The sequence below is a fragment of the Colwellia meonggei genome, assembly GCF_057537295.1.
The window spans coordinates 537,796-560,956 of sequence record NZ_BAAJLZ010000001.1 but is presented as its reverse complement, the minus strand read 5'-3'; the positions used below and the strand labels follow the sequence as shown (position 1 = coordinate 560,956).

Sequence of the window (23,161 nt, the reverse complement as noted above, 5' to 3'; positions counted from 1 at the left end):
ACTTTCGCTATTAACGTAACTTTAACGTTGCCAAACCAATCAACACTAACACTAAAGAGATAATCCAAAAGCGTACGATTACTCGCGGCTCTGGCCAACCTTTTAACTCATAGTGATGATGTATTGGTGCCATACGAAAAATACGCTGACCACGTAATTTATACGAACCTACTTGTAAAATAACTGACAGAGTTTCCATGACAAAAACACCGCCCATAATAAACAACACTAATTCCTGGCGAACCAGTACTGCAATGACACCTAATGCAGCCCCTAAAGCCAATGAGCCTACATCGCCCATAAACACCTGCGCCGGATACGTGTTAAACCATAGAAATCCAAGGCCAGCACCTACAATAGCTGTACATACCACCACTAATTCACTAGCTAAGGCAATGTGCGGAATATGTAAATATTCAGAGAAAACAGCATTACCTGTCATATAAGCAAAAACAGCAAAAGCACCGGCCACCATAATGGTTGGCACTATAGCTAAGCCATCTAAGCCATCTGTTAAGTTCACAGCATTACTGGTACCAACAATGACAAAGTAGACTAATCCGATGTACAGCAAACCAAGCTGAGGTAAGACATTTTTAATAAATGGAATAAGCAAAGTTGTTTCTTCAGGGCTTTGCGCGAATTGATATAAAAATATTGCTGTTGCTAAACCAGCAACGGTTTGCCAAAAGTACTTCCAGCGGGCAATTAGGCCATTTGAGTCCTTACGAATAACCTTGCGGTAATCATCAACAAAACCAATTAAACCGAAACTAACAACAACAAATAACACCACCCAAACATAGGTATTACTTAAATCGGCCCACAACAGCACACTTATAACAATAGATGCCAGAATTAAGATGCCCCCCATAGTCGGTGTTCCTGACTTTGATAAATGACTTTCTGGGCCATCATCACGCACAGTTTGACCTATTTGCATTCTTTGCAAAGCACGTATCAGCTTAGGTCCGAAATACAATGAAAGCGCTAAAGCCGTCAAAGTTGAAACAATCGCTCGAAAAGTTAAATAAGAAAATACGTTAAAAAATGAAAAATATTGAGTGAGATACTCACCTAACCAAAGTAACATTATGCATGCTCCTGCGTAGTTTGGCTGTTTTGCCATTGAATAATATCAGCTACTACGTATTCCATATGAGCACTGCGTGAACCTTTAACTAAAATAGTAATTTGTTGTGCTTCATCTTGAAGCAACATTTGTAATCGTGATAACAATTTTTCTCTACTAGTAAAATGTTGAGTTGAATGAACTTGCCCTTGATAAAAAGCATCTGAGGTATTTTGACTCAAAACACCCAGTGTCAATAAATCATCTATACCTTGTTGCTTGGCATGTTCTCCAACTTCTTGGTGGTATTGGCGTGCCTCACTGCCCAATTCACCCATATCGCCTAAAATTAGCACCCTTCTACCTGAGTAACTTGCTAACAAATCTGAAGCGGCATTAATTGACTCAACATTTGCGTTGTACGTATCATCAATTAACTTCATATCTTTATTTAGCTGATGTAGATTTAAGCGCCCTTTAACTGGTGCCATTTCAGCTAAACCTAAACGAATATCTTCGACACTGGCACCAAATTCTAGCGCTATTGTCGCAGCAGCAACGGCATTTGAAACATTGTGATGACCAGGCACAGTCAGCTCGATATAAGTACTTCCTTTCGGTGTTGTTAGTTTAAAGCTAGCGCAACCGTTATCATCAAGTACTTCCTCATGGCTATAACAATCGGCCTTGCCTTGAGAAGAAAAATTTCGAATATTTTTGTCTGTTAAGCGCCATTGCCATTTATGAGCCCATTGATTATCTTGACTATAAATTGCCACGCCACCAGCCACTAAACCTTGGAAAATCTCACCTTTTGCTCGAGCGACACCAGATAAATCACCAAAACCCTCTAAATGTGCGGCAGCAATGTTATTAATTATTGCCACGTCAGGCTTAACCAATGCTGAGGTGTACGCAATTTCTCCAATATGGTTTGCTCCTAATTCAACAACAGCAAAATCATGTTCTTGCTCTAATCGTAATAACGTTAGTGGTACACCAATGTCATTATTAAAATTGCCTTTGGTCGCTAAAACATTACCTAATCGCCCTAAAATTGCCGCAACCATTTCTTTTACTGTGGTTTTACCGCTGCTACCTGTGATGGCAACTGTTTTAGGTGCGACTTTACTCTTAACGTAAGCGGCAATTTGTCCTAACGCCTTATGACAGTCTTCAACCACTATTTGGCTAATATCAACGTCAGTGCTTAGTTGTTGCACAATAACAGCACTGCAACCTAGTTCACTCGCCTGAGCAACAAATTTATGACCATCAAAATTTGGCCCTTTTAATGCTAGAAAGACATCACCTTTGTTTAATGCTCGACTGTCAGTACTAATTGCATTAATGGTTAGGTTTTCACCATTCAATTGTCCATCAATAGCTTCAGCAACTTCAGCTAATAATAATGGGATCATAATTTGCCCTCACCGTCATTAGCATAAAAGCGCGCAACAACAGCGCGTTCATCGTAGTACTGTTTTTGCTGACCAAAAATAATATAGTCTTCATGACCTTTTCCTGCACACAGCACAACATCATCGGCGCTGGCATTGTGTAATGCAGTTAAAACAGCTTGTTCTCTATCTAAAATTTTCATGACATTTTCAGTTGTCGATAAGCCAGCTATGATTGCTTGTGCTATTGCTTCAGGGCTTTCAGTACGCGGATTATCATTAGTTATGATAATACTGTCTGCTTTTTGTTCCGCTACTTGCGCCATTTGCACACGTTTGCCAACATCACGATCACCACCGCAACCAAATACAACCCAAAGCTTGCCTCGACAATGCAAACGACAAGCATCAAGTGCACTCGATAACGCATCAGGCGTATGAGCGTAATCAACGACAGCAGTAGGTTTTTCACTGCCTGTAAAGGCTTCCATTCGGCCGATTATCGCAGAAATATTTTTTACCGCTTTGGCAAGCTCCGTTAAGGCAATATTCTCAATCATTAATACCGCGATAGCGGCGAGTAAATTTTCAACATTAAAGTCGCCAAGTAACTTACTCGTTATCTCGCATTGCCCACGCTCGGTATGCAGCTGAAAGCTCACGCCATTACCATGATGTTTAATATTTTTAGCTAGCACAAATCGAGGATAGCTTTGAATGCTTTCATTTCGGCCATATACCACCAGCGGTTGCATTGATGGCCAATTTTTCAGCCAAGTTTGAGCTTGAGCATCATCGGCATTGATGACCGCAACTTGTTTAGCATTCTGTGAGAATATCGCCCACTTAGCCTCAGCATAAGCCGCCATAGTATTATGAAAATCTAGATGATCACGTGTTAAATTGGTATAAACCGCAACATTAAATAATTCAGCGGTAACACGCTTTTGTGCCAGTGCATGTGAGGACACTTCCATGGCAACATCAGAAATATTTTGCTCAGCAAACTGCGCCAACAGTTGATGAAGTTGCGTTGCCCCAGGTGTGGTATTTTCAATTGTCTGCAAATTCGAAAGTTTGCCTGCACCTGTAGTACCAATAACTGCACAGTTTTTTCTACACTCATCAAGTAAATTAGCAATAATTTGGCTAGTGCTGGTTTTACCATTTGTGCCCGTTATACCAACAATATTGAGAGACTGCTGCGGCGAACCATAAAATGCTTTTGCCACCGCAAATAAGTTATCGTTTAACTGATAAAAACGAAGAACTGGCACAACTAAACCTGCGTTTGTTTCATGCCAGTGCAATTGCCCATGTTCCGAAGTGCTTTGTGTTTCTTCCAACACCATAGCACACCCTGTATCTATGGCTTGCTCAACATACTGTCGACCGTCTTGTACCGTGCCAATAACAGCACAAAAAACATCGCCAGCGTGTAAAGCACGAGTATCATTGACTAAATTGACGGTCCGCTGGCTAGCAAGCATTTGTTTAAGCAGCGAATATTCTTGCGGTGCTAGTGCTATTTCAGCAACCGATAACACAGCATCAATGGCTGATAATAAAGTTGGGCGATTATAAACGCGTAAAGCGTGATCAGACATGGTCACGCTCCTTATGGGATTTATCAAATTGTTGCTCTGTTGGCAGTGAAGATATTATTGAATTCGCATCAGGCGGAACATTCAGCAACCGCAGTGCTCCTTTCATTATTCTCGAAAACACCGGCGCGGCGACTTCACCGCCATGATATAAATCACCACCGGGATCATCAATGACCACCACTACAGCAATTTCAGGATTCGATATAGGTGCTACGCCGGCAAATAAACCAACATAATCGTTACCATAACCGCCAGCAAACGCTTTAATCGCAGTACCACTTTTACCACCAACACGATAACCATCGACTTTTGCCACGGTATATTGCTCGTTCACCACATGTTCAAGCATTTCTACAACATTTTGACTGTGTTCTTGCGAGAAAATTCGCTCACTTTCATCAGCAAGCTCACTACCCTTTGGCTGCTTTAATATTGTTAATGGTTTCTTCAAACCGCCGTTGCCTAGTGTTGAATAAAAACGGGCTAATTGTATCGGCGTAATTGCAACTCCATGCCCCCAAGATAAGGTCGCTAATTCAAATTTTGACCAGCGAGATCTATCATGCATCATGCCCGAACTTTCGCCCACTAAGCCAGTTCCTGTATCTTCTGAAAAGCCAGCATCAAAAAACTTATCAATTAAATAATCTTTCGGTACTGATAACGCCAGCTTAGTAGTGCCCATATTAGAAGAGTGTACTAATAATTCTGGCAAGGTAATTTTTCCTAAATACCGAGGATCAGCAACGCGGCTGCCACCTAAACGCATCCATCCTGGATAAGTATCAACAATACTGTCTTTTTCAACACTACCAAACTCTAACGCGGTTAATACCGTTAGTGGCTTCATGGTTGAACCAGGCTCATAAATGTCGGTAATGGCGCGATTACGAAAACGATGAATAGCAACACCTGCACGATTGTTTGGGTTGTATGACGGACTATTTACTAGCGCTAATACTTCACCGGTATGCACATTGGTAACAACAGCAGACCCAGACGTTGCTTTAAAGGCTTTTACCGCACCTTTAAGTTCACTATAAGCCAATGCTTGAATACGTTGATCAATACTTAAAATAATGTCTTTTGGTGGCGTTGATTCTTTTACTGATAGAATTTCAATTTTTCTACCTTTCGCGTCTTTACGATATTTTTTTTCGCCATTTTCACCAGTTAATAACTGATCATAAACACGTTCAACGCCTTCAATACCTTTATCATCAACATTGGTAAAACCAACAATATGTGAACTAATTTCACCGGCAGGATAAAAACGTTTCGACTCTTTACGTAGATGTATACCTGGAATTTTTAATTCACGAATATAATTTGCCATCGCAGGTGCAACTTTACGCTCAATATAAACAAAACGCTTATTAGGATTTTTTGTTACTCGAACTTTTAACTTATTAACATTCTGTCCAAGCACATCAGCTAGAGCTTGCCAGTGTTTGTCCATGGTTAGTGCATTACTTTCGAAGATGATCTTTGGATCCGCCCACACCGTTTCTACGGGTACACTAATTGCTAGTTCATGACCGTTTCGGTCAACTATAGAACCACGTTGTACCGTTTTAGTGTTAGTGCGCAATGAGCGATTATCACCCTGTTTTTTTAACATGTCAGGTTCAATAACCTGAATATAAGCCGTACGTGCCATCAAACCAGCATAAATCAGCACAACCGTCGCTAACACAACGTAAAAACGCCATGCTACGGTGTTCGGTTTAAACTGTGCTGATTTTTTCACTGCTCGATTCATATAAATAAATTATGGTAATTTTATAATGATTTCCGAATTCGCATCCGGTCTGGTCATATTTAGCTGCTTTTCAGCTTTACTTTCTATCGCGCTATGCTCTGCTAAACTGTTTTGTTCTAGTAACAAGTTACGCCACTCATTTTCCAGTGCGTCACGCTCAGTCAATAACATTTCAATTTTACTCGTTGTTTGGCGATTTAAATGGGTGAAATAAATCACCGAAAACGCCGAAACAATAACTAAAAACAAAATGCCATAAATCAACAAATGGCGTTGAATGTCGTGCCATATATCTAGTGCTAACACAACTTTCTTGGTTGTCATTCTAGAGCACCATTATTAGCGCGCTAATCTCTCAGCAACTCGTAATACTGAGCTACGAGAGCGCACATTCTCTGCTACTTCATTTTTTGTTGGCTTCAGTTTTTTGCCTACTAACGCTAAACTTTTTCCTTTATTCAGCTCTTCTTCACTGATAGGTAAACCACGTGGCACCTTTTTCGCCTGTGAATGCTTCTTCATAAACTGTTTAACTAATCTATCTTCAAGCGAATGAAAACTGATCACCGTTAAACGACCACCTTCTCTAAGTACCGCTAAAGAGGCGGCTAAGGCTTTCTCAATTTGCTCTAATTCACTATTAATATACATACGAATCGCCTGAAAACTGCGCGTTGCCGGATGTTTTTTAATTTCACGTTGCGGTGCCGTTTTCTTGATCAAAGCTGCTAGCTGTCCAGTTCTGATTAATGGATTTTCTTCACGCTCATCAACAATGGCATTCGCAATGCGCCAAGCATGCTTTTCTTCGCCAAAGGTACGTAAAACCCAAGTGATGTCTTCAACATCCGCAACAGCCAACCACTGCGCCGCTGTTTGACCACGACTGGTATCCATTCTCATATCTAATGGACCATCTTTCATAAAGCTAAAGCCACGCTCTGCTTCATCAAGCTGAGGTGACGAAACACCTAAATCTAATAAAATGCCATCAACCTTTTCCACCAGCTGATGTTTTTCAACAATATTTTGTAATTCAGCAAAACCCAAATGCTCAATAACAAATCTTTTGTCATCAGCATATTTTTCTGCTGCAGCAATGGCAGTAGGATCTCTATCTATGGCGATTAAGCGACCAGTTTCACCTAAATGCTCTAAGATCAAACCTGAATGACCACCACGACCAAAGGTACAATCGATATAAACACCATCAGGCTTTATCGCCAAGCCGGTGATCGATTCTTCAAGTAATACGGAAATATGTGATTTATCTTGTTGCATTAGATTCTATCAACGCTCTTTGGTTTTCATTAATGTCATTCACTGATTATCATAAAGATAAATCAAGTAAGCGCTCAGTCAGCTCTATTTCACCTGATTGAATTTTTGCAATACCCTGCTGCATTTGTGCTTGCCACGCAGCTTCGCTCCAAATTTCAAATTTTCGAAGTTGACCAACCAGCATTAAGCTTTTTTCTAAGCCTGCATGCTGGCGTAAAGGGCCATTAATGAGTAAGCGACCACTTTTATCAACTTCGCAATCTGACGCATTTCCCAACAATACTTGCTGTAATAGCCGTTCTTGCGGATTCATGCTCGATAAATTACAAAGTTTTAATTCAATTTCTTCCCATTCGGGTAGCGGATATAACAATAAACACGGGTGTTGAATATCAACAGTACAGACCATTTTTCCTTGGCAGTCGGCCATAAGCTCTTCGCGATACCTCGTTGGTATCGTTATGCGATTTTTACTATCGAGCGTTATTGCGCTTGCGCCTCTATACATAATCCGTTTTATTATTTTGGGATCTTTGATGATCCACTATTTCCCACTTTTTCCCACATTTATACAGTTTAGTGAGTAAAGCAAACTTATGTCAAGCAAAGTTTTCGTAATTTAATTTAACGGATCGCCTAGAAAATAAAGGCTTAGAGGGAAGTTAATGAAATTGTGGACTTTTGTGGATCTGTTACCCAATTTAGCCCCAAAATTTAATTATTTTTACCATAATGAGCTGAGACACTGTCACAAATTGGCGACAACGGGAGATAAAATTCCCATAAATGTGTAAATAAAGAACTTACTCGGTTGGATATAAAAGAAATTGTCCATCATGTAACTCAATGGCTAAGGCATGACCCAAACTAAATAATTGTTCGCTATAAAAACTCAGCTGAGTAAAAGCCAATGGCGAAGATTGATCAATACTATTGAGCAGGTAATGATACCCCTGCTCAGTTACGCCAATATGTTCAATGACAACATTATTCACTTGCGAAGTAGATAACTTAATATCATTTGGTTTAACCAATAATTGGTAATTAGCATGATTAGCGATACTTAATAGCTCACTAATATTACTAATAGCGGTTTCAGCAATATTGCCGATAGCACTATTAAGTTGTATTAACTGCTGTGATGATTGTGCTTTCACAGGCAGCCAACTACCTAATTGTAAAAAGTCAGCCACTTGCCAGCTGCTTGGTTGTTGACAAACTTTTGCGGGCGCGCCAACCTGTAAAACTTGCCCTTGGTGCATTACGGCAATTTTATCAGCAAAGGTAAAGACTTCATCTTTATTGTGGGTGACAAAAATGGCGGTCATGTCTAGGCGTTTAAGAAGCTGCCTAATTTCAATCATCAACTCATTACGTAATCGAGCATCAATGTTGGAAAAAGGCTCATCTAACAATAATAGACTTGGCTGCGGTGCGAGCGCTCGTGCAATAGCAACGCGCTGCTGTTGACCACCAGATAACTGATGTGGAAAACGCGTCGCATACTCGCTGAGTTCAAGTAAGTCTAACAGTTCCTGACAACGCTGCTGTTGTGCAGTTTTGCTCAATTTTTTAATACCGAAACAAATATTTTCAGTTACTGAAAGATGAGGAAATAACGCATAGTCTTGGAAAATCATACCAATATTACGCGCTTCAGCCGGGAGCATATTTTTCAGAGAAATATGCAGCGGTGATTTATTAGCTGCACTAATAGTAATTTCGCCGTCTGATTGCTCAATAAAGCCGGCTAAGGTGTTAAGTAGAGTGGTTTTACCGCAACCGCTTGGGCCAACTAAGCCTAATATTTCTCCTCGCTTTAGCGACAACTCAACGCCAGATAAAATCGATTTGTTTTGCAATTTAACCGCTACATTGTCAATTTTGATCAGTTCGTTCACTTGTTATCCTTTTGACGATTAAGAAAAATAATAGGTAAGAGACCAAATAACACAATTAATATAGCACCTAAGGCCCCTTGCTCTAATTGTTCATCTGAAATAAGTTGGTAAACCTGTGTGCTTAAGGTTTCAAAATTAAACGGTCGAAGCAACAGTACTGCTGGTAACTCTTTCATCGCTTCAACAAACACTAGCAACCAGGCAACAAAAATAGAAGATTTCAAAAGCGGTAAATGAACACGAAAAACCGTTGGCAATAATTTTATGCCTAAACTAGCTGGTGCTAAATCTAACGACTTGGGAATTTTCCCTACACCGGCTAAAATTGTGCCATTGGCGATCGCTGAAAACCTCACCACATAAGCAAAAATAATAGCAAAGACAGTTCCAGAAAGGATCAACCCTGGTGGTTTTATAGCAAAATACTTTGCGACATCATTTATCATATGATCCAACGGGCCAAATGTCGCTAACATCGCCATCGCTAAAACTGTCCCTGGAATTGCATATCCAAAGCCAGAAATTTGCAATGGTAGCATACGCCCTTTGCTGTGATGTAAACGATGAAATAACACCAAAAACAATGCTACTAATGTTGCAATGGTGGCGCTATAGGTTGCCACAGTAATGCTATTTTTACCTGTCTCAATCAGGCTAAGTAGTTGCTGAAAGTCTGAATAATCCAGTGCCATTACAATAAGTAAAGCAAGCGGTAGTAAAAAGCCAGTAATCACTAATCCCCAACAAAATACACTTGCTAACACCTGTTGCAGCAAGGAAAGCTTTTTTATTTCTTGTTCTGTATTCGGACGAGAAGATTGATGTCGCTGACCTGCTCTTGCTTTTTGTTCAGCTACCACAACAAACAGAACTAACAACATCAGCATACTTGCTAGTGCATTAGCGGCAGGAAAGTCTCCATACCCCAGCCAAGTATCATAAATTGCCGTGGTTAGGGTATTAACAGCAAAATACTGTACTGTAGCAAAATCAGCTAAAGTTTCCATAATCACTAAGGTTAGTGATATAGCGATAGCTGGTCGTGCTAATGGCAGCGCTATTTGATAAAAGCTTTGCTTTTCATTACAGCCAAGTAACCGACTAGCACGCAATAAGTTTCTATCTTGATTTTCAAACGCAGTGCGAGTCAACAGATAAACATACGGAAATAGTACGAGAGCAATAACAACAGCCGCACCACCTATGGTTCTAATATCGAAAAAATAATAATCACTTGGAGACTGCCAACCAAAGCATGCGCGTAAAAAGCGTTGGACTGGGCCGGCATAATCAAATAAATCGGTATAAAGGTAGGCAACTAGGTACGCGGGCATAGCTAGCGGTAACATAAGTAACCAACGTAATTGCTTTGCCATATAAACGTTAGTTTGGCTAACAAATACTGCCGCCGGCACACCAAAAAATAAGGTGAGTATGGCAACTAAAAAGCCTAAAATTAAGGTGTTGCTAATATATTCAGGTAATACCGTTGACCATAAATGTTCAAATAAATCGGTTGAAGCATTAACGCCAGCAACCACCATCACCACTATCGGCGCCATTAGTGCTAATGCAAAAAACCAGCTAGAGAACTTCCAGCTGGTACTTTTATTACCTGTTATCACAATAGAGAACTTTAAATATTGTTAATCAATAGTGAGTTATAAGTCAAATTTTGCTTTATCTAATAAGGTCAGTGCTGCTTTTCTATGCTTGGCAATGGTTTCTAATGATAAATTATCAGCCTTAAATTCGCCCCAAGACGCAACACGCTCTGACCATTTTACGCCATCACGTACCGGATATTCCATATTAGTTTCTGCATACATTTGCTGTGCTTGCTCAGATACTAAAAATTCCATTAGCGCTAAAGCATTAGCTTTATTTGGCGCATACTTTGCCATTGCTACACCAGAAATATTTACATGTGCACCACGATTATCCTGATTTGGGAAGTTTATATTAACCGCTTCAGCCCATACTTGTTGGTCTTTGTTGGTTTGCATTTTACCGAAATAGTAGCTGTTACCAATAGCTAAATCACATAAATTTTGATGAATGGCTTGAACTTGACCACGGTCATTACCTTGTGGTTTACGCGCTAAATTAGTTTTTACACCTTCTAACCACTCTAGCGTTTTTGCTTCACCGTGAATCGCAATCATCGAAGAAACTAAAGCAACGTTATAAGCGTGTTTACCGCTACGTGTACATACACGGCCTTTGTATTTAGGGTCTGCTAAATCTTCATAACTCAGCTCAATATTACCTAACCGTTTGGCAGAATAAATATTTCGGACACGTGTCGTTAAGGCAAACCAAGTATCGTCATTTGCACGAAACTGTTCAGGAATAGCCTGCTCTAGTTTGTTTGAATCAACAGTTTGTAGTAGTGATTTATCATGCAATTCAACTAATCGGCTAATATCTGTAGTGAGTAAAACATCAGCAGGGCTATATTCACCTTCTCTAGCTAAGCGTTCAGCCATACCCTTTTTGGCAAATACAACATTAACTTTAACGCCTGATTGTTTGGTAAATTCATCAAAAAGTGGCTTTACAAGAAAAGGTTGGCGATAGGAATAAACATTCACCTCTTCACTTGCTAACGCACTGTAACTTGTAGCCAATAACGTCACTAAAACAAGAAATGAAAAGCAAATTTTATTTAACATGAAGCCCGCCTAAATAATTCAGAAAATGGATTAAATTTGAATAACTAAATTTTCCGTCAGACTAATGAAGATAAGGGGTAGTGTCAAGGTTTTTGAGAATTATTCTCATTTAAATCAAGTAAAACTCGATGAATTGTATTTGTTAACGGAAATCAAAATGAAGTTGTTAACCATCAAACAACTGCATCAAAAGAAGTAGATAGATCTTTTACCACCTATAGTAGCATTAGCCGTTCCTAGTTTACTGAAATTAACCTCGTTTTAAGTAAGTATTTAAGCCAGTACCAACACTAGGAACTGTTTCAATGATAATAACAAGGCCGCTTGCAAATAAAATGACACTGAATTGATAATTTATTGATTAAGCATGCGCACTTTATTTTCAATGAACTTTTGAAAATTTTTATTTAAACACCGATTAGAAATATAGTGGCGACCTGTTTTATGGTTAATCAACCAACCTTTATCGGTAGCCGTTATATTTTTTATATCTTGATAAAACATCTTATTATCGTTATAAAACGAAAACGTACGAATATAATCTTCGGTGACTTCTAGTGTTACTTCTGCCTTAGCGACTTTGCTAAACATTTGACGCATAACCCACCATGGCTTGCGGTAATGCGTACTGACCACTTCTAAAATACCCAATGAAAAAATAAACCAAGCGGCATAGGGGTTAAAATCAGTAAACAGCACAAGGCCTGCACCAATTAACAGCATAACAGCCGCTTTAAAATAAAGCTGAGAAAAAGATTGTTGTGGCACCGACTCTTCATAACACTCGGTAAAATGTGACTTATCTAAAATAAACGTTGACTTATAATTGAGTGCTTGCGTGTTATTAGGTGAATCTTGCATAGGGGTTTAGGGAGTATCCAACAATAATTGCATTTAGGTTACAGGCATTTTACCCATAACCCAAATTAAATACTATCTATGCTTATTTAGCTTAGTTTTGGCGCTTCAAGGCTTTGCAGCCATTGGCTAAACTCAGCATCTAAGCTCGTACCCCAAGTTTTAATTAGTTGCTGATAACCTTGCCAATTACCGCTACGCACATGAACTAACATTTCATCAATTAATTCGCGATGCTGCTCCATCATAAAACGTACAGCTAAATAGCCCCAGCGATAAACACGATCAGCACCAGTATTTTCATTACTACTGGTATTAAACAACTCGCTTAATGTAAAACTATTTTCTTGCGCCAGCGCAACAGCTTTTGGATTATTTTCACCCCAAGCTAAATATTCTCCTAACCCCTCAGCCCACCAAACAATATGTGGATATGCTAAGTGCGGGTTTGGACAAAACTCTGGCCCCGCATGGTCGTCATGCAAACCATTACAATAATCACCATATTTATTAAAACGGCCATCAAGATAATGGATATACTCATGCTTTAAATTCCAAATTTTTCCCGAGCGCTCATAAGCAACAAACTCTGCCTGATTACCCACTTTGTCGGGATAACCTTCTAAATACATGCCACCATTATTGGTTGGCATATTAAAATGAGCTGTGGCATATTTCACAAATTCATCGCGATTCGAATAAATATTAGCTCTCATTTTGACATTATTATCATCAGCAACCGGCTTACCACGGGTATTAAAAACAGCATGAAACTTATCTTCCTGCGTAATAAGAATTTTGCACGCGGAATCTAACTGTTCTTTATCTAATGATTGTGAACGAATAACAATAGTGCTATTACAATCAGTTACCTGTGAAAGTACTTCTGTAACAGGTGCTAGTTCGGCGCTTGCCGTATTGCTATAACCATAGCCGAACAATAATGCAAAGGCGGTCAATAACAAAAACCTTTGCGCTCTCCTTCTGTTTTCTTTTTTAATGCCCAATTTACTATCCTTACCTACCACAAAATTGCATACAATATAATATATAAATTTAACAATGAAAAGTGGGAGCAAAGAAAACAGTTGATTTACATCTAGAGTGAGAAATACTTTTATTTACGAGGTATGGGGTTAGCTTTACAGCAAACTAAATTAGCGGTGAGTTATTGGTTGTTATTTTTGATTATTAACATCAGTGTTAATAGAATGGTTGTGCTCAGTAGTAGCACATGAGCCTTCAACGCTTTCATCTACATCCTGATTACTCTCTCGCTGACGAGACATTATACTGTCCAGATAGTGATCAATTTTTTCTTTCGTCACTTTGGCAGAATTACCTTGTTGAGACTGCTGCGTTAAAAGCGCTTCAACTTGTGAGAATAAACTCTCAATTTTGCTGTCTACTTTACCGTTAGCTTTTCTTACTACCAAGCTAGCTTCATGGCTTTGTTCGGGTTCTAAATCAGGGCTACTGCTTAATTGATTAACATCCTTATCAGCGTGGTTAGCTTTCGCATCATTTGGCGAATCACCAAATAAATTGAGCCAATGATCACTTTGATGACCAATATTCATTAATCGTTGAAAATAACCTTGGCCAGAATGATTACCAGCAGCTAAATCAAGAATTGTGCAAACAATTGCTACCGGACTAAGCAGTACATCTCTTACGGCATCTAACATTAGCTTAATTTGAAAGCTTAAATTTTCTCGAATAAGCTGCCAGCGACGCTTTCCTGAATTTGCCATTTATTTTCCTTGCTAAAATTAAACTATACATTGCTCACAGCAACACGCTCATAGTAACGGTTTTATTAAATTTAAGGCAATAAAAAACCGCGTCATACGCGGTTTTTTTAAATAATGTCTAACTCAAATTAGCCGTTGATAAAATCAACACCTTCTTTAATATCAGCTGTTAGCGTTGCTAACATGTCGTCTTTAGCTTGTTGCTCGAACGCACTTAATTCGCCGTAAGGTAGTACTTCAGCAATACCGTTTACACCTAAACGAACTGGGTGAGCAAAGTATGGCGCATCACCACCTTCAACTTCTACATAAGCGTAATCAACAACGTCTTCACCTTGTAAACCTTTAACTAAAGATAAACAAAAACGAGCAGCAGCAGCACCCATTGAAAGTGTTGCAGAACCGCCACCAGCTTTAGCATTTACAACTTCGGTACCAGCATTTTGAATACGTGGTGTTAATGCAGCAACTTCTTCATCAGAGAAAGTAGCACCTTCAACTTGAGAAAGTAATGGTAAAATTGTTGTACCAGAATGGCCACCAATTACTGGAATTTTCACATCATTCACGTCCATGCCTTTTAATTCGGCGATGAATGCTTCACTGCGAATAACATCAAGTGTAGTTACACCAAAAACACGGTTCTTATCGTATGTACCTGCTTTTTTGAATACTTCAGCAACAATTGGCACAGTACCGTTTACTGGGTTAGTAATGATACCTACTAAAGCTTTTGGACAGTTAGCAACAATGCCTTCAGCCAATGTTTTAATAATTCCAGCGTTTACAGCGAATAAGTCAGCACGATCCATACCAGGCTTACGTGGCATACCCGCAGGAATAATTACAATATCAGCCCCCGAAAGTGCAGCAGCTAAATCATCAGCACCAAATCCTTCAACTTTAACGGCTGTTGGGATGTGTGATAAATCAACAGCAACACCTGGAACAACTGGCGCAACGTCATATAAAGATAACTCAGAACCTGCAGGTAATTGAGTTTTTAATAGTAAAGATAACGCTTGGCCGATACCACCAGCAGCGCCTAGCACAGCAACTTTCATTTGATGTCTCCGAAATTTGAGTAATTACGTAATAATTTGTCGGCCAAAAGATATAGCATAAACGGCCAAAAAACAATGTTTATACCAATTTGATTGCGTAAATAAACGACTTTACACGGCATTGGTGTATATAAAACAAGTAAAACCAGCGAACATCATCCACCGCTATTTTTGGAGCGGTCAACAAGATAAATTTACCAACTGGGAATTATTCACCTGTATTGGTTTATAAGGATACCGTATAATAAAAAATGTGGAATAATACTTAGGTATTACAACTAGGGCGTATTGAACTTTGGTGTATGTTTTTTGCAGCAGTTTAGTGAGTATTTATACAAGGCAGAACTTATAACGTGTGGTTGTTCCACATAAATAAGTGATAACACAGTAAAAATACTCAAGAAACGCTGCCCTTAGGGTTCATTTAAAAGTAATTTACTCGTTGTTGTCGCTCATTTATATAGAACGACTATACTTCAATCGCTACGCCGCGATTAAATCACTTTTAATTCGAACAAAATTTATACTGCAAAGTTCAACACGCCCTAGACTATTATCGATCAGAATATAACTCGAGCAGTGAGCAATTATGAGTGGACAACAAAAACAAGAAGCTTTAGTACAAGCCTTCAAAGATTTATTAAAGCAAGAACAGTTTAGTTCTCAAGGCGATATTGCGGTAGCATTAAAGTCGCAAGGTTTTGAAAATATCAGCCAATCAAAAGTATCTCGTATGCTCAGCAAGTTTGGCGCTGTTCGCACCCGTAATGCTCGTCAAGAAATGGTTTATTGTTTGCCAGCTGAGCTTGGCATGCCGACGGCAAAAAGCCCACTAAAACAATTAGTACTCGATATTGAACACAATGATGTCATGATCATTATCCGCACTAGCCCAGGCGCTGCACAACTAATTGCTCGTTTACTTGATAGTTTAAGTAAAAGTGACGGTGTATTGGGAACCATTGCCGGTGACGACACCATTTTCATTGCCCCAACCGATACCAAAGAAATTAAGCAAACCATTAGTAAGCTTGAAGCGCTGTTCTTAAAAAACCTAAGTTAATTAAATTAACGTTAGGTTTAGTTACTTAATATCTAATGTGAGTTTGGCAAAATTATTCGCCAAGCTCAGCAAGTATATTTAAACTTGGTACAAAAAAGGCCGCACCAGTTTCTGCTTGGGTGTATTTCAGCATGTGATCACTATGACCATGGCCATCACCAACAATCATACTTGCAAGCATTAACTCAAAGGGCTCTGGCGAATGACAATAAGATACGAAGAATAAACCCTGTAGCTTCATATCACCATACGGCATACTTTGACGTAAAATTTCAATGCTATTACCGTCACTATCCTTTAGATTTACTCGTTTAATATGTGACGTTGGCGCTTTATTTTCTTCCGAATACTCTTCATTATTCACTTTAGTACGGGCAAAAACATCTTCTTGATCTTTCACTTCTAATGAATTCCATAAATTCAAATTATGGCGATAACGCTGAATATGCAGATAACTACCTGATGAAAACTCTGAGTCTTGCGACTCATTAATTAAAGCGACTTTACGGCGATGATGTCCTTGCGGGTTTTCGGTACCATCAACAAACCCTGTTAAATCTCGACCATCTAAAAAGCGGAATGCTCTAACCTGTTCAACCAGCTCAACACTATCAGCAAGTAATTCACAAACCTTAGTGGCAACAATATGGTTGACATCACCACGGTCACTGCGAATTTCAATATAAATATCGTAATTACAAACAGGAGCGATTCGATCATCCACTGCCATTTCAGGAAATGACCTTAAATGTTTAGGGCGAGCTTTGGGATAGATTTCATCCCAGTAATTGGAGCCTATGGCGATAACACCGGCAAGGTTAGCTTCAGAAAAACGATCAGCATACTTATCAAATAATGCCGGTAAACGTGATAATGCCTGACGAATAAATGAGTTTTTCTCATCTAAAGCGTTAAATAATAAATAATATCCGTGAAGGCTCGGCTCTGCACAAACACCAAACTGCTCTCTAGCCATAAAGTTATCCGTTTATAAACATCTCAATTAATGAGGTAATTTTACACATTTTATTGACGATAACAGTAAAACTTTACGAATTATTTCAATAGGCTTACATTCTAGTTAACGTAAAAGTAGAAAAAGCACAACGCCAGCATAAATTATAAACTGGCGCGGCTTTGTTGGTTTTTTAGTTAATGCTATTTACGAATACATCTTAACCTCGGGTAAATTCCGGGTAAGCCTCCATACCACAATCGGCTTTATCAACCCCTTCATATTCCTCTTCCGAACTAACACGAATGCCCATCAATTTTTTCAGTGCAAACCAAACCACAAAACTGGTGACAAATACCCAAATAAATATCGTTGCAGCGCCAATGAGTTGTCCACTAACCGTTGAAGCATTATTCGTTACCGGCACCAGTAATAAGCCAAGCAAACCAACAACACCATGCACAGAAATAGCCCCAACAGGATCGTCAATTTTTAGTTTATCTAGTGCAATAATAGAAAACACTACAACAATACCAGCCACTACGCCAAACATCGTTGCTTGCATAGGTGTTGGTGTTGACGGCTCAGCCGTTATGGCAACCAAACCTGCCAAAGCACCATTTAATACCATAGTTAAATCAGCCTTTTTGAATAAAACTTTTGCCATAATCAAAGCAGAAACAGCGCCAGCAGCGGCAGCGGCGTTAGTATTTAGAAACACCATAGCAACCGAGTGGGAGCTTGCGATATCGCCAAGCTTCAGCACTGAGCCACCATTAAAGCCAAACCAACCCATCCACAAGATAAAAGTACCTAATGTCGCCATTGGTAGGTTGGCACCAGGAATAGCATTTACTCGACCATCAGCACCATACTTTCCTTTACGGGCACCTAATAATAAAACCCCTGCCAACGCTGCCGCAGCACCAGCCATATGAACGATACCAGAGCCAGCAAAATCAGAAAAACCTAAATCGGCTAAGTTATATAAGCCAAATACAGCATTTCCGCCCCACGTCCAACTACCTTCCATTGGATAAATTACCGCAGTTAGCACAACGGCAAACGCTAAAAATGCCCATAATTTCATGCGTTCAGCAACGGCGCCGGAGACAATCGACATCGCAGTGGCAACAAATACTACCTGAAAAAAGAAATCAGAAGCGGCAGAATAGATTGCCGAGCCAGTAAAGCCATCTTCACGAGCTGAGAAGTCTGCCAGAACTTTGGCCGGGTCAACTGTTTCAATGCCTGATAAGAATACACCACCACCATACATAATGTCGTAACCAATGAATAAATACATCATGCAAGAAATAGCGTACAAAGCGACGTTTTTCGTTAAAATTTCTGTGGTATTTTTTGCACGAACTAAACCCGCTTCAAGCATTGAAAACCCTGCCGCCATCCACATCACCAAAGCACCACAAATTAAAAAGTAAAATGTGTCCATGGCATACTGTAATTGAAAAATATTTTGTTCCATCATTTTACTCCTAAATCGCTTCTACATCTTGTTCGCCAGTACGAATACGCACGGCTTGTTCAAGGTCAAATACAAAAATCTTACCGTCACCAATTTTACCTGTATGGGCCGCCTGGGTGATTGCCTCGACAAGTCGTTGCACCACATCATCATTTACCGCAATTTCAAGTTTCACCTTCGGCAGGAAATCTACTTGGTATTCGGCACCTCGATACAGTTCGGTATGGCCTTTTTGTCGACCAAAACCTTTAACTTCACTTACGGTTAAGCCTTCAACACCAATTTCGGAAATGGCTTCTCGAACATCATCGAGTTTGAAGGGCTTTATTATTGCACTGACTAATTTCATTTATTTTAATCCTTATAATGTCTTGCATTTATGGTTATCAATCCTCGTGCCAAACAAAATAACCCTTAAAAAACAAATAATTAACATTTAACAACAAACTAACAGCGCACCATCGCAGTGCGCTATCACCATTAATTGTTAATTGCTGGTGCAGAATTAATCACCAGTAACTTTGCTAGAGACCGACTAGAAAACAAGCAATTATTTACGAAAAGTGTTTAATTAACACCGTCTTGGGTGTAGATTATTTATACAGTCTGAATGCTAAGGAATAAGCTATTGAAAAATACCGATACTTCTTCATACCAGCACTTTTTAAAAGTTGTCGATTGTCAGCATGCATGCCCTGCCCACACTCCAGTTCCTGAATACATACGTTTAATTGCCGAAAAGCGCTATACCGAAGCCTATATGATTAATTGGCAGTCAAATGTTTTTCCAGGGATTTTAGGAAGAGTATGTGATCGTCCTTGCGAACCCGCCTGTCGGCGTACGCGTGTAGAGGCTGAACCCGTTGCTATTTGTCGGCTCAAGCGCGTTGCCAGTGATTATAAAGAAGATATTTATTCCTACTTACCTTCCATTCCCCAACAAAAAAATACTAAACGTATCGCCTTAATTGGTGCGGGTCCTGCATCATTAACGGTTGCAAGAGATCTTCTTCCTTTAGGCTATGAAGTAGTGCTTTATGAGCGTGACGCTAAAGCGGGTGGCATGATGCGCAGCCAAATTCCTGCCTTTAGATTGCCGGAAACGGTGCTAGACGAAGAACTTAACTATATTCTTCAAATGGGGGTGGAGTGTCATTTTGGTGAAGAAATAACCAGTTTAGCTAAATTACTACAAGCTAAGTTTGATGCCATTTTTATCGGTACTGGCGCGCCATCAGGGCGTTGGTTAGAAATTCCAGGACATGACCTTGCTAGTGATCATATTGAGGTTGGTATCAACTGGCTAGCCAATGTTAGCTTTAAACACACAGAAGAGGCACCAAAACGTGTTGTTGTACTTGGTGGTGGTAATACCGCAATGGACTGTTGTCGAACAGCAAAACGCTTAGGTGCCAGTGAAGTCAATGTTTTAGTTCGTTCAAGCTTCGATGCCATGAAAGCATCACCTTGGGAGAAAGCAGACGCGCAGGCAGAAGGTATTACCATAACCCCAGATCATAGCCCAATAGAATATGTTATCTCAGGTGGAAAGTTTATAGGCGTTCGTTTTGAAAAGGTTGCTTCAAGCTACGACGAACACGGTAAAAGAACCTTACGCGCCACCGGAGAAACTATACTGGTAGAATGTGATTTAGTGCTTGTTGCTGTTGGGCAAGATACAGCTTTCCCTTGGATAGAACGAGATATAGGCCTCAAATTCAATAAGTGGCAACAACCAACACTCAATAAAGAAACCTTGCAATCAAGCTTGGCACAGGTGTTTTTTGGCGGTGATGCAGCATTTGGCCCAGAAAACATAATTACTGCAGTCGCTAATGGTCATCAAGCAGCCATATCAATCGACTTATTTTGCCAAGGTAAAGACACTCAACAAGACAGACCAGAAGCTGGCTTTAATTTAGTTAGCCAAAAAATGGGCATACATGATTGGAGTTATCAAAGTGGCATTAGCCATGAGCAGCGTCATCAAGTACCACATATCGCTTGGGAAGAAGCCGTAAAACAATTAAATACTGAGGTTGAATTAGGCTTTGACGAAAAACTGGCGTTAGAAGAAGCCCATCGCTGCTTAAATTGTGATGTTCATACCGTGTTTAATGAAAACACCTGTATTGAGTGTTCAGCATGTGACGATATTTGTCCAATGGACTGTATAAACTTTGTCGACGTTGATCAACACAGTGACAAGAATGCTGAACAGATCATCGACAAGCTACGTGTTAAAGAAATTAACCCTCAGCAAGAATTACTTGTTTCTCCAGCCTTAAAAACTGGCCGAATTATGATAAAAGACGAAGATGTTTGCTTACACTGCGGTTTATGTGCAGAGCGCTGTCCCACGGGCGCCTGGGATATGAAAAAACTCATGATAGATAATATTGGAGCGACAATAAAATGAGCAATACGTCTTCATCTAAGCAAGTCAATACTTGCCAAAGTATCAACGACTTTGTTGTACGCTTCGCAAATACCAATGGCACAGGTTCAGCCAGTGCCAACAACATGTTTGCTAAAGCGATTCTTCGTATGGGTATTCCGGTAAGTGCAAAAAACATTTTTCCTTCTAATATTCAAGGCATGCCTACATGGTACGAAGTACGTATCAACGAGAGTAACTTTTTAGCACGACGTGGCGGTCAATCAGAATTAGTTGTGGCAATGAACGCACAAAGCTTGTTAGAAGATATTGATAGTGTCGCCTGTGGTGGATTTTTATTATACGATTCCTCTCGAGCACTCCAAACACATGAAATCAGAGATGATATTAACTACCTCGCTATTCCTATTTCAGCAATTTGCCAAAAAGAATATCAAGATCCCAGACAACGCCAATTATTTAAAAACGTAATTTACGTTGGCGCATTGGCAGCATTACTAAACATTGAATTTGATGTTCTAAAAACACTGGTTGGGGAGCAATTTCGCGGTAAAGATAAACTAATTACACCAAATATATATGCTTTAGAATTGGGCTATCAATATGCACACCAGCACTTTCAGTGCCCCATTAGCTTAAGAGTTGAGCGCCGGGAATTAATTAATAATCGCATTATGGTTGATGGTAATACAGCAACGGCATTAGGCGCAGTTTACGGTGGTGCTACGGTTGTTGGCTGGTATCCAATCACCCCGTCAACATCAGTGGTTGAAAAGTTTGCTAGCTATTGCGCGCGGTTGCGCATTGATCCCGCGACAGGCAAAAAAAATTACGCACTCGTACAAGCTGAAGACGAACTGGCAGCAATTGGTATCGCCATTGGCGCTAGCTGGAATGGTGCCAGAGCTTTTACCGCTACCAGTGGTCCTGGTATTTCTCTAATGACAGAGTTTTTAGGGCTAGCTTATTTTGCTGAAATACCTATGGTATTAGTTAACGTGCAACGGGCTGGGCCATCTACAGGTATGCCTACACGTACACAACAATCTGATATTCTTGCCTGTGCCTATGCATCACATGGCGATACCAAGCAAGTATTATTATTTCCACAAGACCCGTTTGAATGTTTTACCTTGTCGGCGCAAGCTTTTGATCTAGCAGACCAATTACAGACACCAGTTATTATCATGAGTGATCTCGATTTAGGTATGAATGACCATTTAACTGCAGAGTTTATTTGGGATGATCAGCAAGAATATCAATTAGGTAAAGTGCTTTCAGCACAACAACTTGATGAGTTAGACGAATACGGTCGCTACCTCGATGTTGATAACGACGGCATATGTTACCGTACACTTCCAGGCACTCACCCTGATAAAGGGGCATTTTTTACCCGGGGTACTTCTCGTAACCGTTACGCAGGTTATACAGAAAAGTCAGCTGACTATGTAGAAAATATGCAACGACTCACCAAAAAGTTTAACCAAGCTGCAAAGTTAATGCCCTCACCTGAGATTAAGCAATCAAGCAAACGCGCTAAAATCGGTTTGATATTTTTTGGGACTAGTAGCCATGCAATACCAGAAGCAATACAGCAACTAAAAGATCATGGACTATCCGTTGATACGCTTCGAATTAAAGCTTTTCCTTTTTGTCATAGCATTATCGACTTTATTAATGACCATCAAGATGTCTTTGTTATTGAGCAAAATAGAGATAGCCAAATGCGTACACTACTCAGTAACGAATTGGCCATCGCACCGAATAAACTTAATGTCATTGCCAACTTTGACGGCTTACCATTAACCAGTTTATTTGTTGTTAATAAAGTGCTTGAGCATTTTGCTCAGCAATCATCAACAAGCCAAACCGGCTAAGGAGCGAT

Annotated in this window: 20 protein-coding genes; 3 read left to right on the top strand and 17 right to left on the bottom strand. The window is 39.8% G+C overall.

The annotated features are described in order from the left end of the window. Positions 1-10 precede the first annotated feature (10 nt). From mraY to mdh, 14 genes are all read right to left on the bottom strand, one after another. Entirely contained in the window at positions 11-1,093 is a 1,083-nt protein-coding gene (gene mraY / locus AC27E9_RS02570) for a phospho-N-acetylmuramoyl-pentapeptide-transferase (protein ID WP_487126971.1), read from the bottom strand. Continuing rightward, positions 1,093-2,493: a UDP-N-acetylmuramoyl-tripeptide--D-alanyl-D-alanine ligase gene (locus AC27E9_RS02565; protein ID WP_487126969.1), complete on the bottom strand. Its 1,401-nt coding sequence runs from the start codon at positions 2,491-2,493 to the stop codon at positions 1,093-1,095. The genes mraY and AC27E9_RS02565 overlap by 1 nt, the downstream gene beginning before the upstream one ends. Further along, positions 2,490-4,079 (bottom strand): UDP-N-acetylmuramoyl-L-alanyl-D-glutamate--2,6-diaminopimelate ligase, encoded by a 1,590-nt coding sequence (locus AC27E9_RS02560; protein WP_487126967.1) that lies wholly within the window; start codon positions 4,077-4,079, stop codon positions 2,490-2,492. The genes AC27E9_RS02565 and AC27E9_RS02560 overlap by 4 nt, the downstream gene beginning before the upstream one ends. Continuing rightward, on the bottom strand, positions 4,072-5,829 hold the full coding sequence (locus AC27E9_RS02555; protein WP_487126965.1) for a peptidoglycan D,D-transpeptidase FtsI family protein: 1,758 nt from the start codon (positions 5,827-5,829) through the stop codon (positions 4,072-4,074). Before AC27E9_RS02555 ends, AC27E9_RS02560 begins: the two co-directional genes overlap by 8 nt. Before the next feature lie 21 nt (positions 5,830-5,850). Then, on the bottom strand, positions 5,851-6,165 hold the full coding sequence (gene ftsL / locus AC27E9_RS02550) for a cell division protein FtsL (protein ID WP_487126963.1): 315 nt from the start codon (positions 6,163-6,165) through the stop codon (positions 5,851-5,853). A 15-nt stretch (positions 6,166-6,180) separates the two neighbouring features. Next, a complete protein-coding gene (gene rsmH, locus AC27E9_RS02545; RefSeq protein WP_487126961.1) occupies positions 6,181-7,122 on the bottom strand; it encodes a 16S rRNA (cytosine(1402)-N(4))-methyltransferase RsmH in 942 nt (313 codons plus the stop codon). Between the two features lie 49 nt (positions 7,123-7,171). Then, positions 7,172-7,630 carry a division/cell wall cluster transcriptional repressor MraZ gene (mraZ, locus tag AC27E9_RS02540; RefSeq protein ID WP_487126959.1) on the bottom strand — a complete coding sequence of 153 codons (459 nt, stop codon included), beginning with the start codon at positions 7,628-7,630 and terminating at the stop codon, positions 7,172-7,174. A gap of 295 nt (positions 7,631-7,925) precedes the next feature. Continuing rightward, positions 7,926-9,023: an ABC transporter ATP-binding protein gene (locus AC27E9_RS02535; RefSeq protein ID WP_487126957.1), complete on the bottom strand. Its 1,098-nt coding sequence runs from the start codon at positions 9,021-9,023 to the stop codon at positions 7,926-7,928. Further along, the gene (locus AC27E9_RS02530) at positions 9,020-10,648 is read right to left on the bottom strand and encodes an ABC transporter permease (RefSeq protein ID WP_487126955.1); all 1,629 of its coding nucleotides are present in this window, start codon (positions 10,646-10,648) and stop codon (positions 9,020-9,022) included. Before AC27E9_RS02530 ends, AC27E9_RS02535 begins: the two co-directional genes overlap by 4 nt. Positions 10,649-10,684: 36 nt before the next feature. Further along, positions 10,685-11,698, bottom strand: a complete 1,014-nt coding sequence (locus AC27E9_RS02525) for a Fe(3+) ABC transporter substrate-binding protein (RefSeq protein ID WP_487126953.1) — start codon at positions 11,696-11,698, stop codon at positions 10,685-10,687. 354 nt (positions 11,699-12,052) lie between these two features. Continuing rightward, positions 12,053-12,559: a YcxB family protein gene (locus AC27E9_RS02520; RefSeq protein ID WP_487126951.1), complete on the bottom strand. Its 507-nt coding sequence runs from the start codon at positions 12,557-12,559 to the stop codon at positions 12,053-12,055. Positions 12,560-12,645: 86 nt separating this feature from the next. Beyond that, complete coding sequence (locus tag AC27E9_RS02515; RefSeq protein WP_487126949.1) at positions 12,646-13,515, bottom strand: collagenase; 870 nt, start codon at positions 13,513-13,515, stop codon at positions 12,646-12,648. 219 nt (positions 13,516-13,734) lie between these two features. Then, positions 13,735-14,310: a hypothetical protein gene (locus AC27E9_RS02510; RefSeq protein WP_487126947.1), complete on the bottom strand. Its 576-nt coding sequence runs from the start codon at positions 14,308-14,310 to the stop codon at positions 13,735-13,737. 128 nt (positions 14,311-14,438) lie between these two features. Then, entirely contained in the window at positions 14,439-15,374 is a 936-nt protein-coding gene (gene mdh, locus AC27E9_RS02505; protein WP_487126945.1) for a malate dehydrogenase, read from the bottom strand. Between the two features lie 589 nt (positions 15,375-15,963). Here mdh and argR point away from each other — a divergent pair. Then, positions 15,964-16,437 (top strand): transcriptional regulator ArgR, encoded by a 474-nt coding sequence (argR, locus tag AC27E9_RS02500; RefSeq protein ID WP_487126943.1) that lies wholly within the window; start codon positions 15,964-15,966, stop codon positions 16,435-16,437. A 52-nt stretch (positions 16,438-16,489) separates the two neighbouring features. On the opposite strand, the gene AC27E9_RS02495 is transcribed toward argR, so the two are convergent. The 3 genes from AC27E9_RS02495 to AC27E9_RS02485 all read right to left on the bottom strand — a co-directional run bounded on the left by AC27E9_RS02495 (position 16,490) and on the right by AC27E9_RS02485 (position 19,227). Continuing rightward, positions 16,490-17,413 (bottom strand): Dyp-type peroxidase, encoded by a 924-nt coding sequence (locus tag AC27E9_RS02495; protein ID WP_487126942.1) that lies wholly within the window; start codon positions 17,411-17,413, stop codon positions 16,490-16,492. A 199-nt stretch (positions 17,414-17,612) separates the two neighbouring features. Continuing rightward, entirely contained in the window at positions 17,613-18,878 is a 1,266-nt protein-coding gene (locus tag AC27E9_RS02490; RefSeq protein WP_487128265.1) for an ammonium transporter, read from the bottom strand. A gap of 10 nt (positions 18,879-18,888) precedes the next feature. Continuing rightward, positions 18,889-19,227: a P-II family nitrogen regulator gene (locus tag AC27E9_RS02485; protein ID WP_487126940.1), complete on the bottom strand. Its 339-nt coding sequence runs from the start codon at positions 19,225-19,227 to the stop codon at positions 18,889-18,891. Between the two features lie 279 nt (positions 19,228-19,506). Between AC27E9_RS02485 and AC27E9_RS02480 the strand changes: the two genes are divergently transcribed. After that, on the top strand, positions 19,507-21,297 hold the full coding sequence (locus AC27E9_RS02480; RefSeq protein WP_487126938.1) for an FAD-dependent oxidoreductase: 1,791 nt from the start codon (positions 19,507-19,509) through the stop codon (positions 21,295-21,297). Next, on the top strand, positions 21,294-23,153 hold the full coding sequence (locus AC27E9_RS02475) for a 2-oxoacid:acceptor oxidoreductase subunit alpha (protein ID WP_487126936.1): 1,860 nt from the start codon (positions 21,294-21,296) through the stop codon (positions 23,151-23,153). The genes AC27E9_RS02480 and AC27E9_RS02475 overlap by 4 nt, the downstream gene beginning before the upstream one ends. The last annotated feature ends 8 nt before the right edge of the window (positions 23,154-23,161 follow it).

Excerpts from the sequence above, each read along its gene's own strand:
- mdh (WP_487126945.1), bottom strand. The coding sequence starts at position 15,374 with ATGAAAGTTGCTGTGCTAGGCGCTGCTGGTGGTATCGGCCAAGCGTTA.
- AC27E9_RS02490 (WP_487128265.1), bottom strand. The coding sequence starts at position 18,878 with ATGGAACAAAATATTTTTCAATTACAGTATGCCATGGACACATTTTAC.
- AC27E9_RS02485 (WP_487126940.1), bottom strand. The coding sequence starts at position 19,227 with ATGAAATTAGTCAGTGCAATAATAAAGCCCTTCAAACTCGATGATGTT.
- AC27E9_RS02560 (WP_487126967.1), bottom strand. The coding sequence starts at position 4,079 with ATGTCTGATCACGCTTTACGCGTTTATAATCGCCCAACTTTATTATCA.
- AC27E9_RS02565 (WP_487126969.1), bottom strand. The coding sequence starts at position 2,493 with ATGATCCCATTATTATTAGCTGAAGTTGCTGAAGCTATTGATGGACAA.
- AC27E9_RS02495 (WP_487126942.1), bottom strand. The coding sequence starts at position 17,413 with ATGGCTAGAGAGCAGTTTGGTGTTTGTGCAGAGCCGAGCCTTCACGGA.
- AC27E9_RS02475 (WP_487126936.1), top strand. The coding sequence starts at position 21,294 with ATGAGCAATACGTCTTCATCTAAGCAAGTCAATACTTGCCAAAGTATC.
- ftsL (WP_487126963.1), bottom strand. The coding sequence starts at position 6,165 with ATGACAACCAAGAAAGTTGTGTTAGCACTAGATATATGGCACGACATT.
- AC27E9_RS02520 (WP_487126951.1), bottom strand. The coding sequence starts at position 12,559 with ATGCAAGATTCACCTAATAACACGCAAGCACTCAATTATAAGTCAACG.
- mraZ (WP_487126959.1), bottom strand. The coding sequence starts at position 7,630 with ATGTATAGAGGCGCAAGCGCAATAACGCTCGATAGTAAAAATCGCATA.
- AC27E9_RS02510 (WP_487126947.1), bottom strand. The coding sequence starts at position 14,310 with ATGGCAAATTCAGGAAAGCGTCGCTGGCAGCTTATTCGAGAAAATTTA.
- AC27E9_RS02525 (WP_487126953.1), bottom strand. The coding sequence starts at position 11,698 with ATGTTAAATAAAATTTGCTTTTCATTTCTTGTTTTAGTGACGTTATTG.
- rsmH (WP_487126961.1), bottom strand. The coding sequence starts at position 7,122 with ATGCAACAAGATAAATCACATATTTCCGTATTACTTGAAGAATCGATC.
- mraY (WP_487126971.1), bottom strand. The coding sequence starts at position 1,093 with ATGTTACTTTGGTTAGGTGAGTATCTCACTCAATATTTTTCATTTTTT.
- argR (WP_487126943.1), top strand. The coding sequence starts at position 15,964 with ATGAGTGGACAACAAAAACAAGAAGCTTTAGTACAAGCCTTCAAAGAT.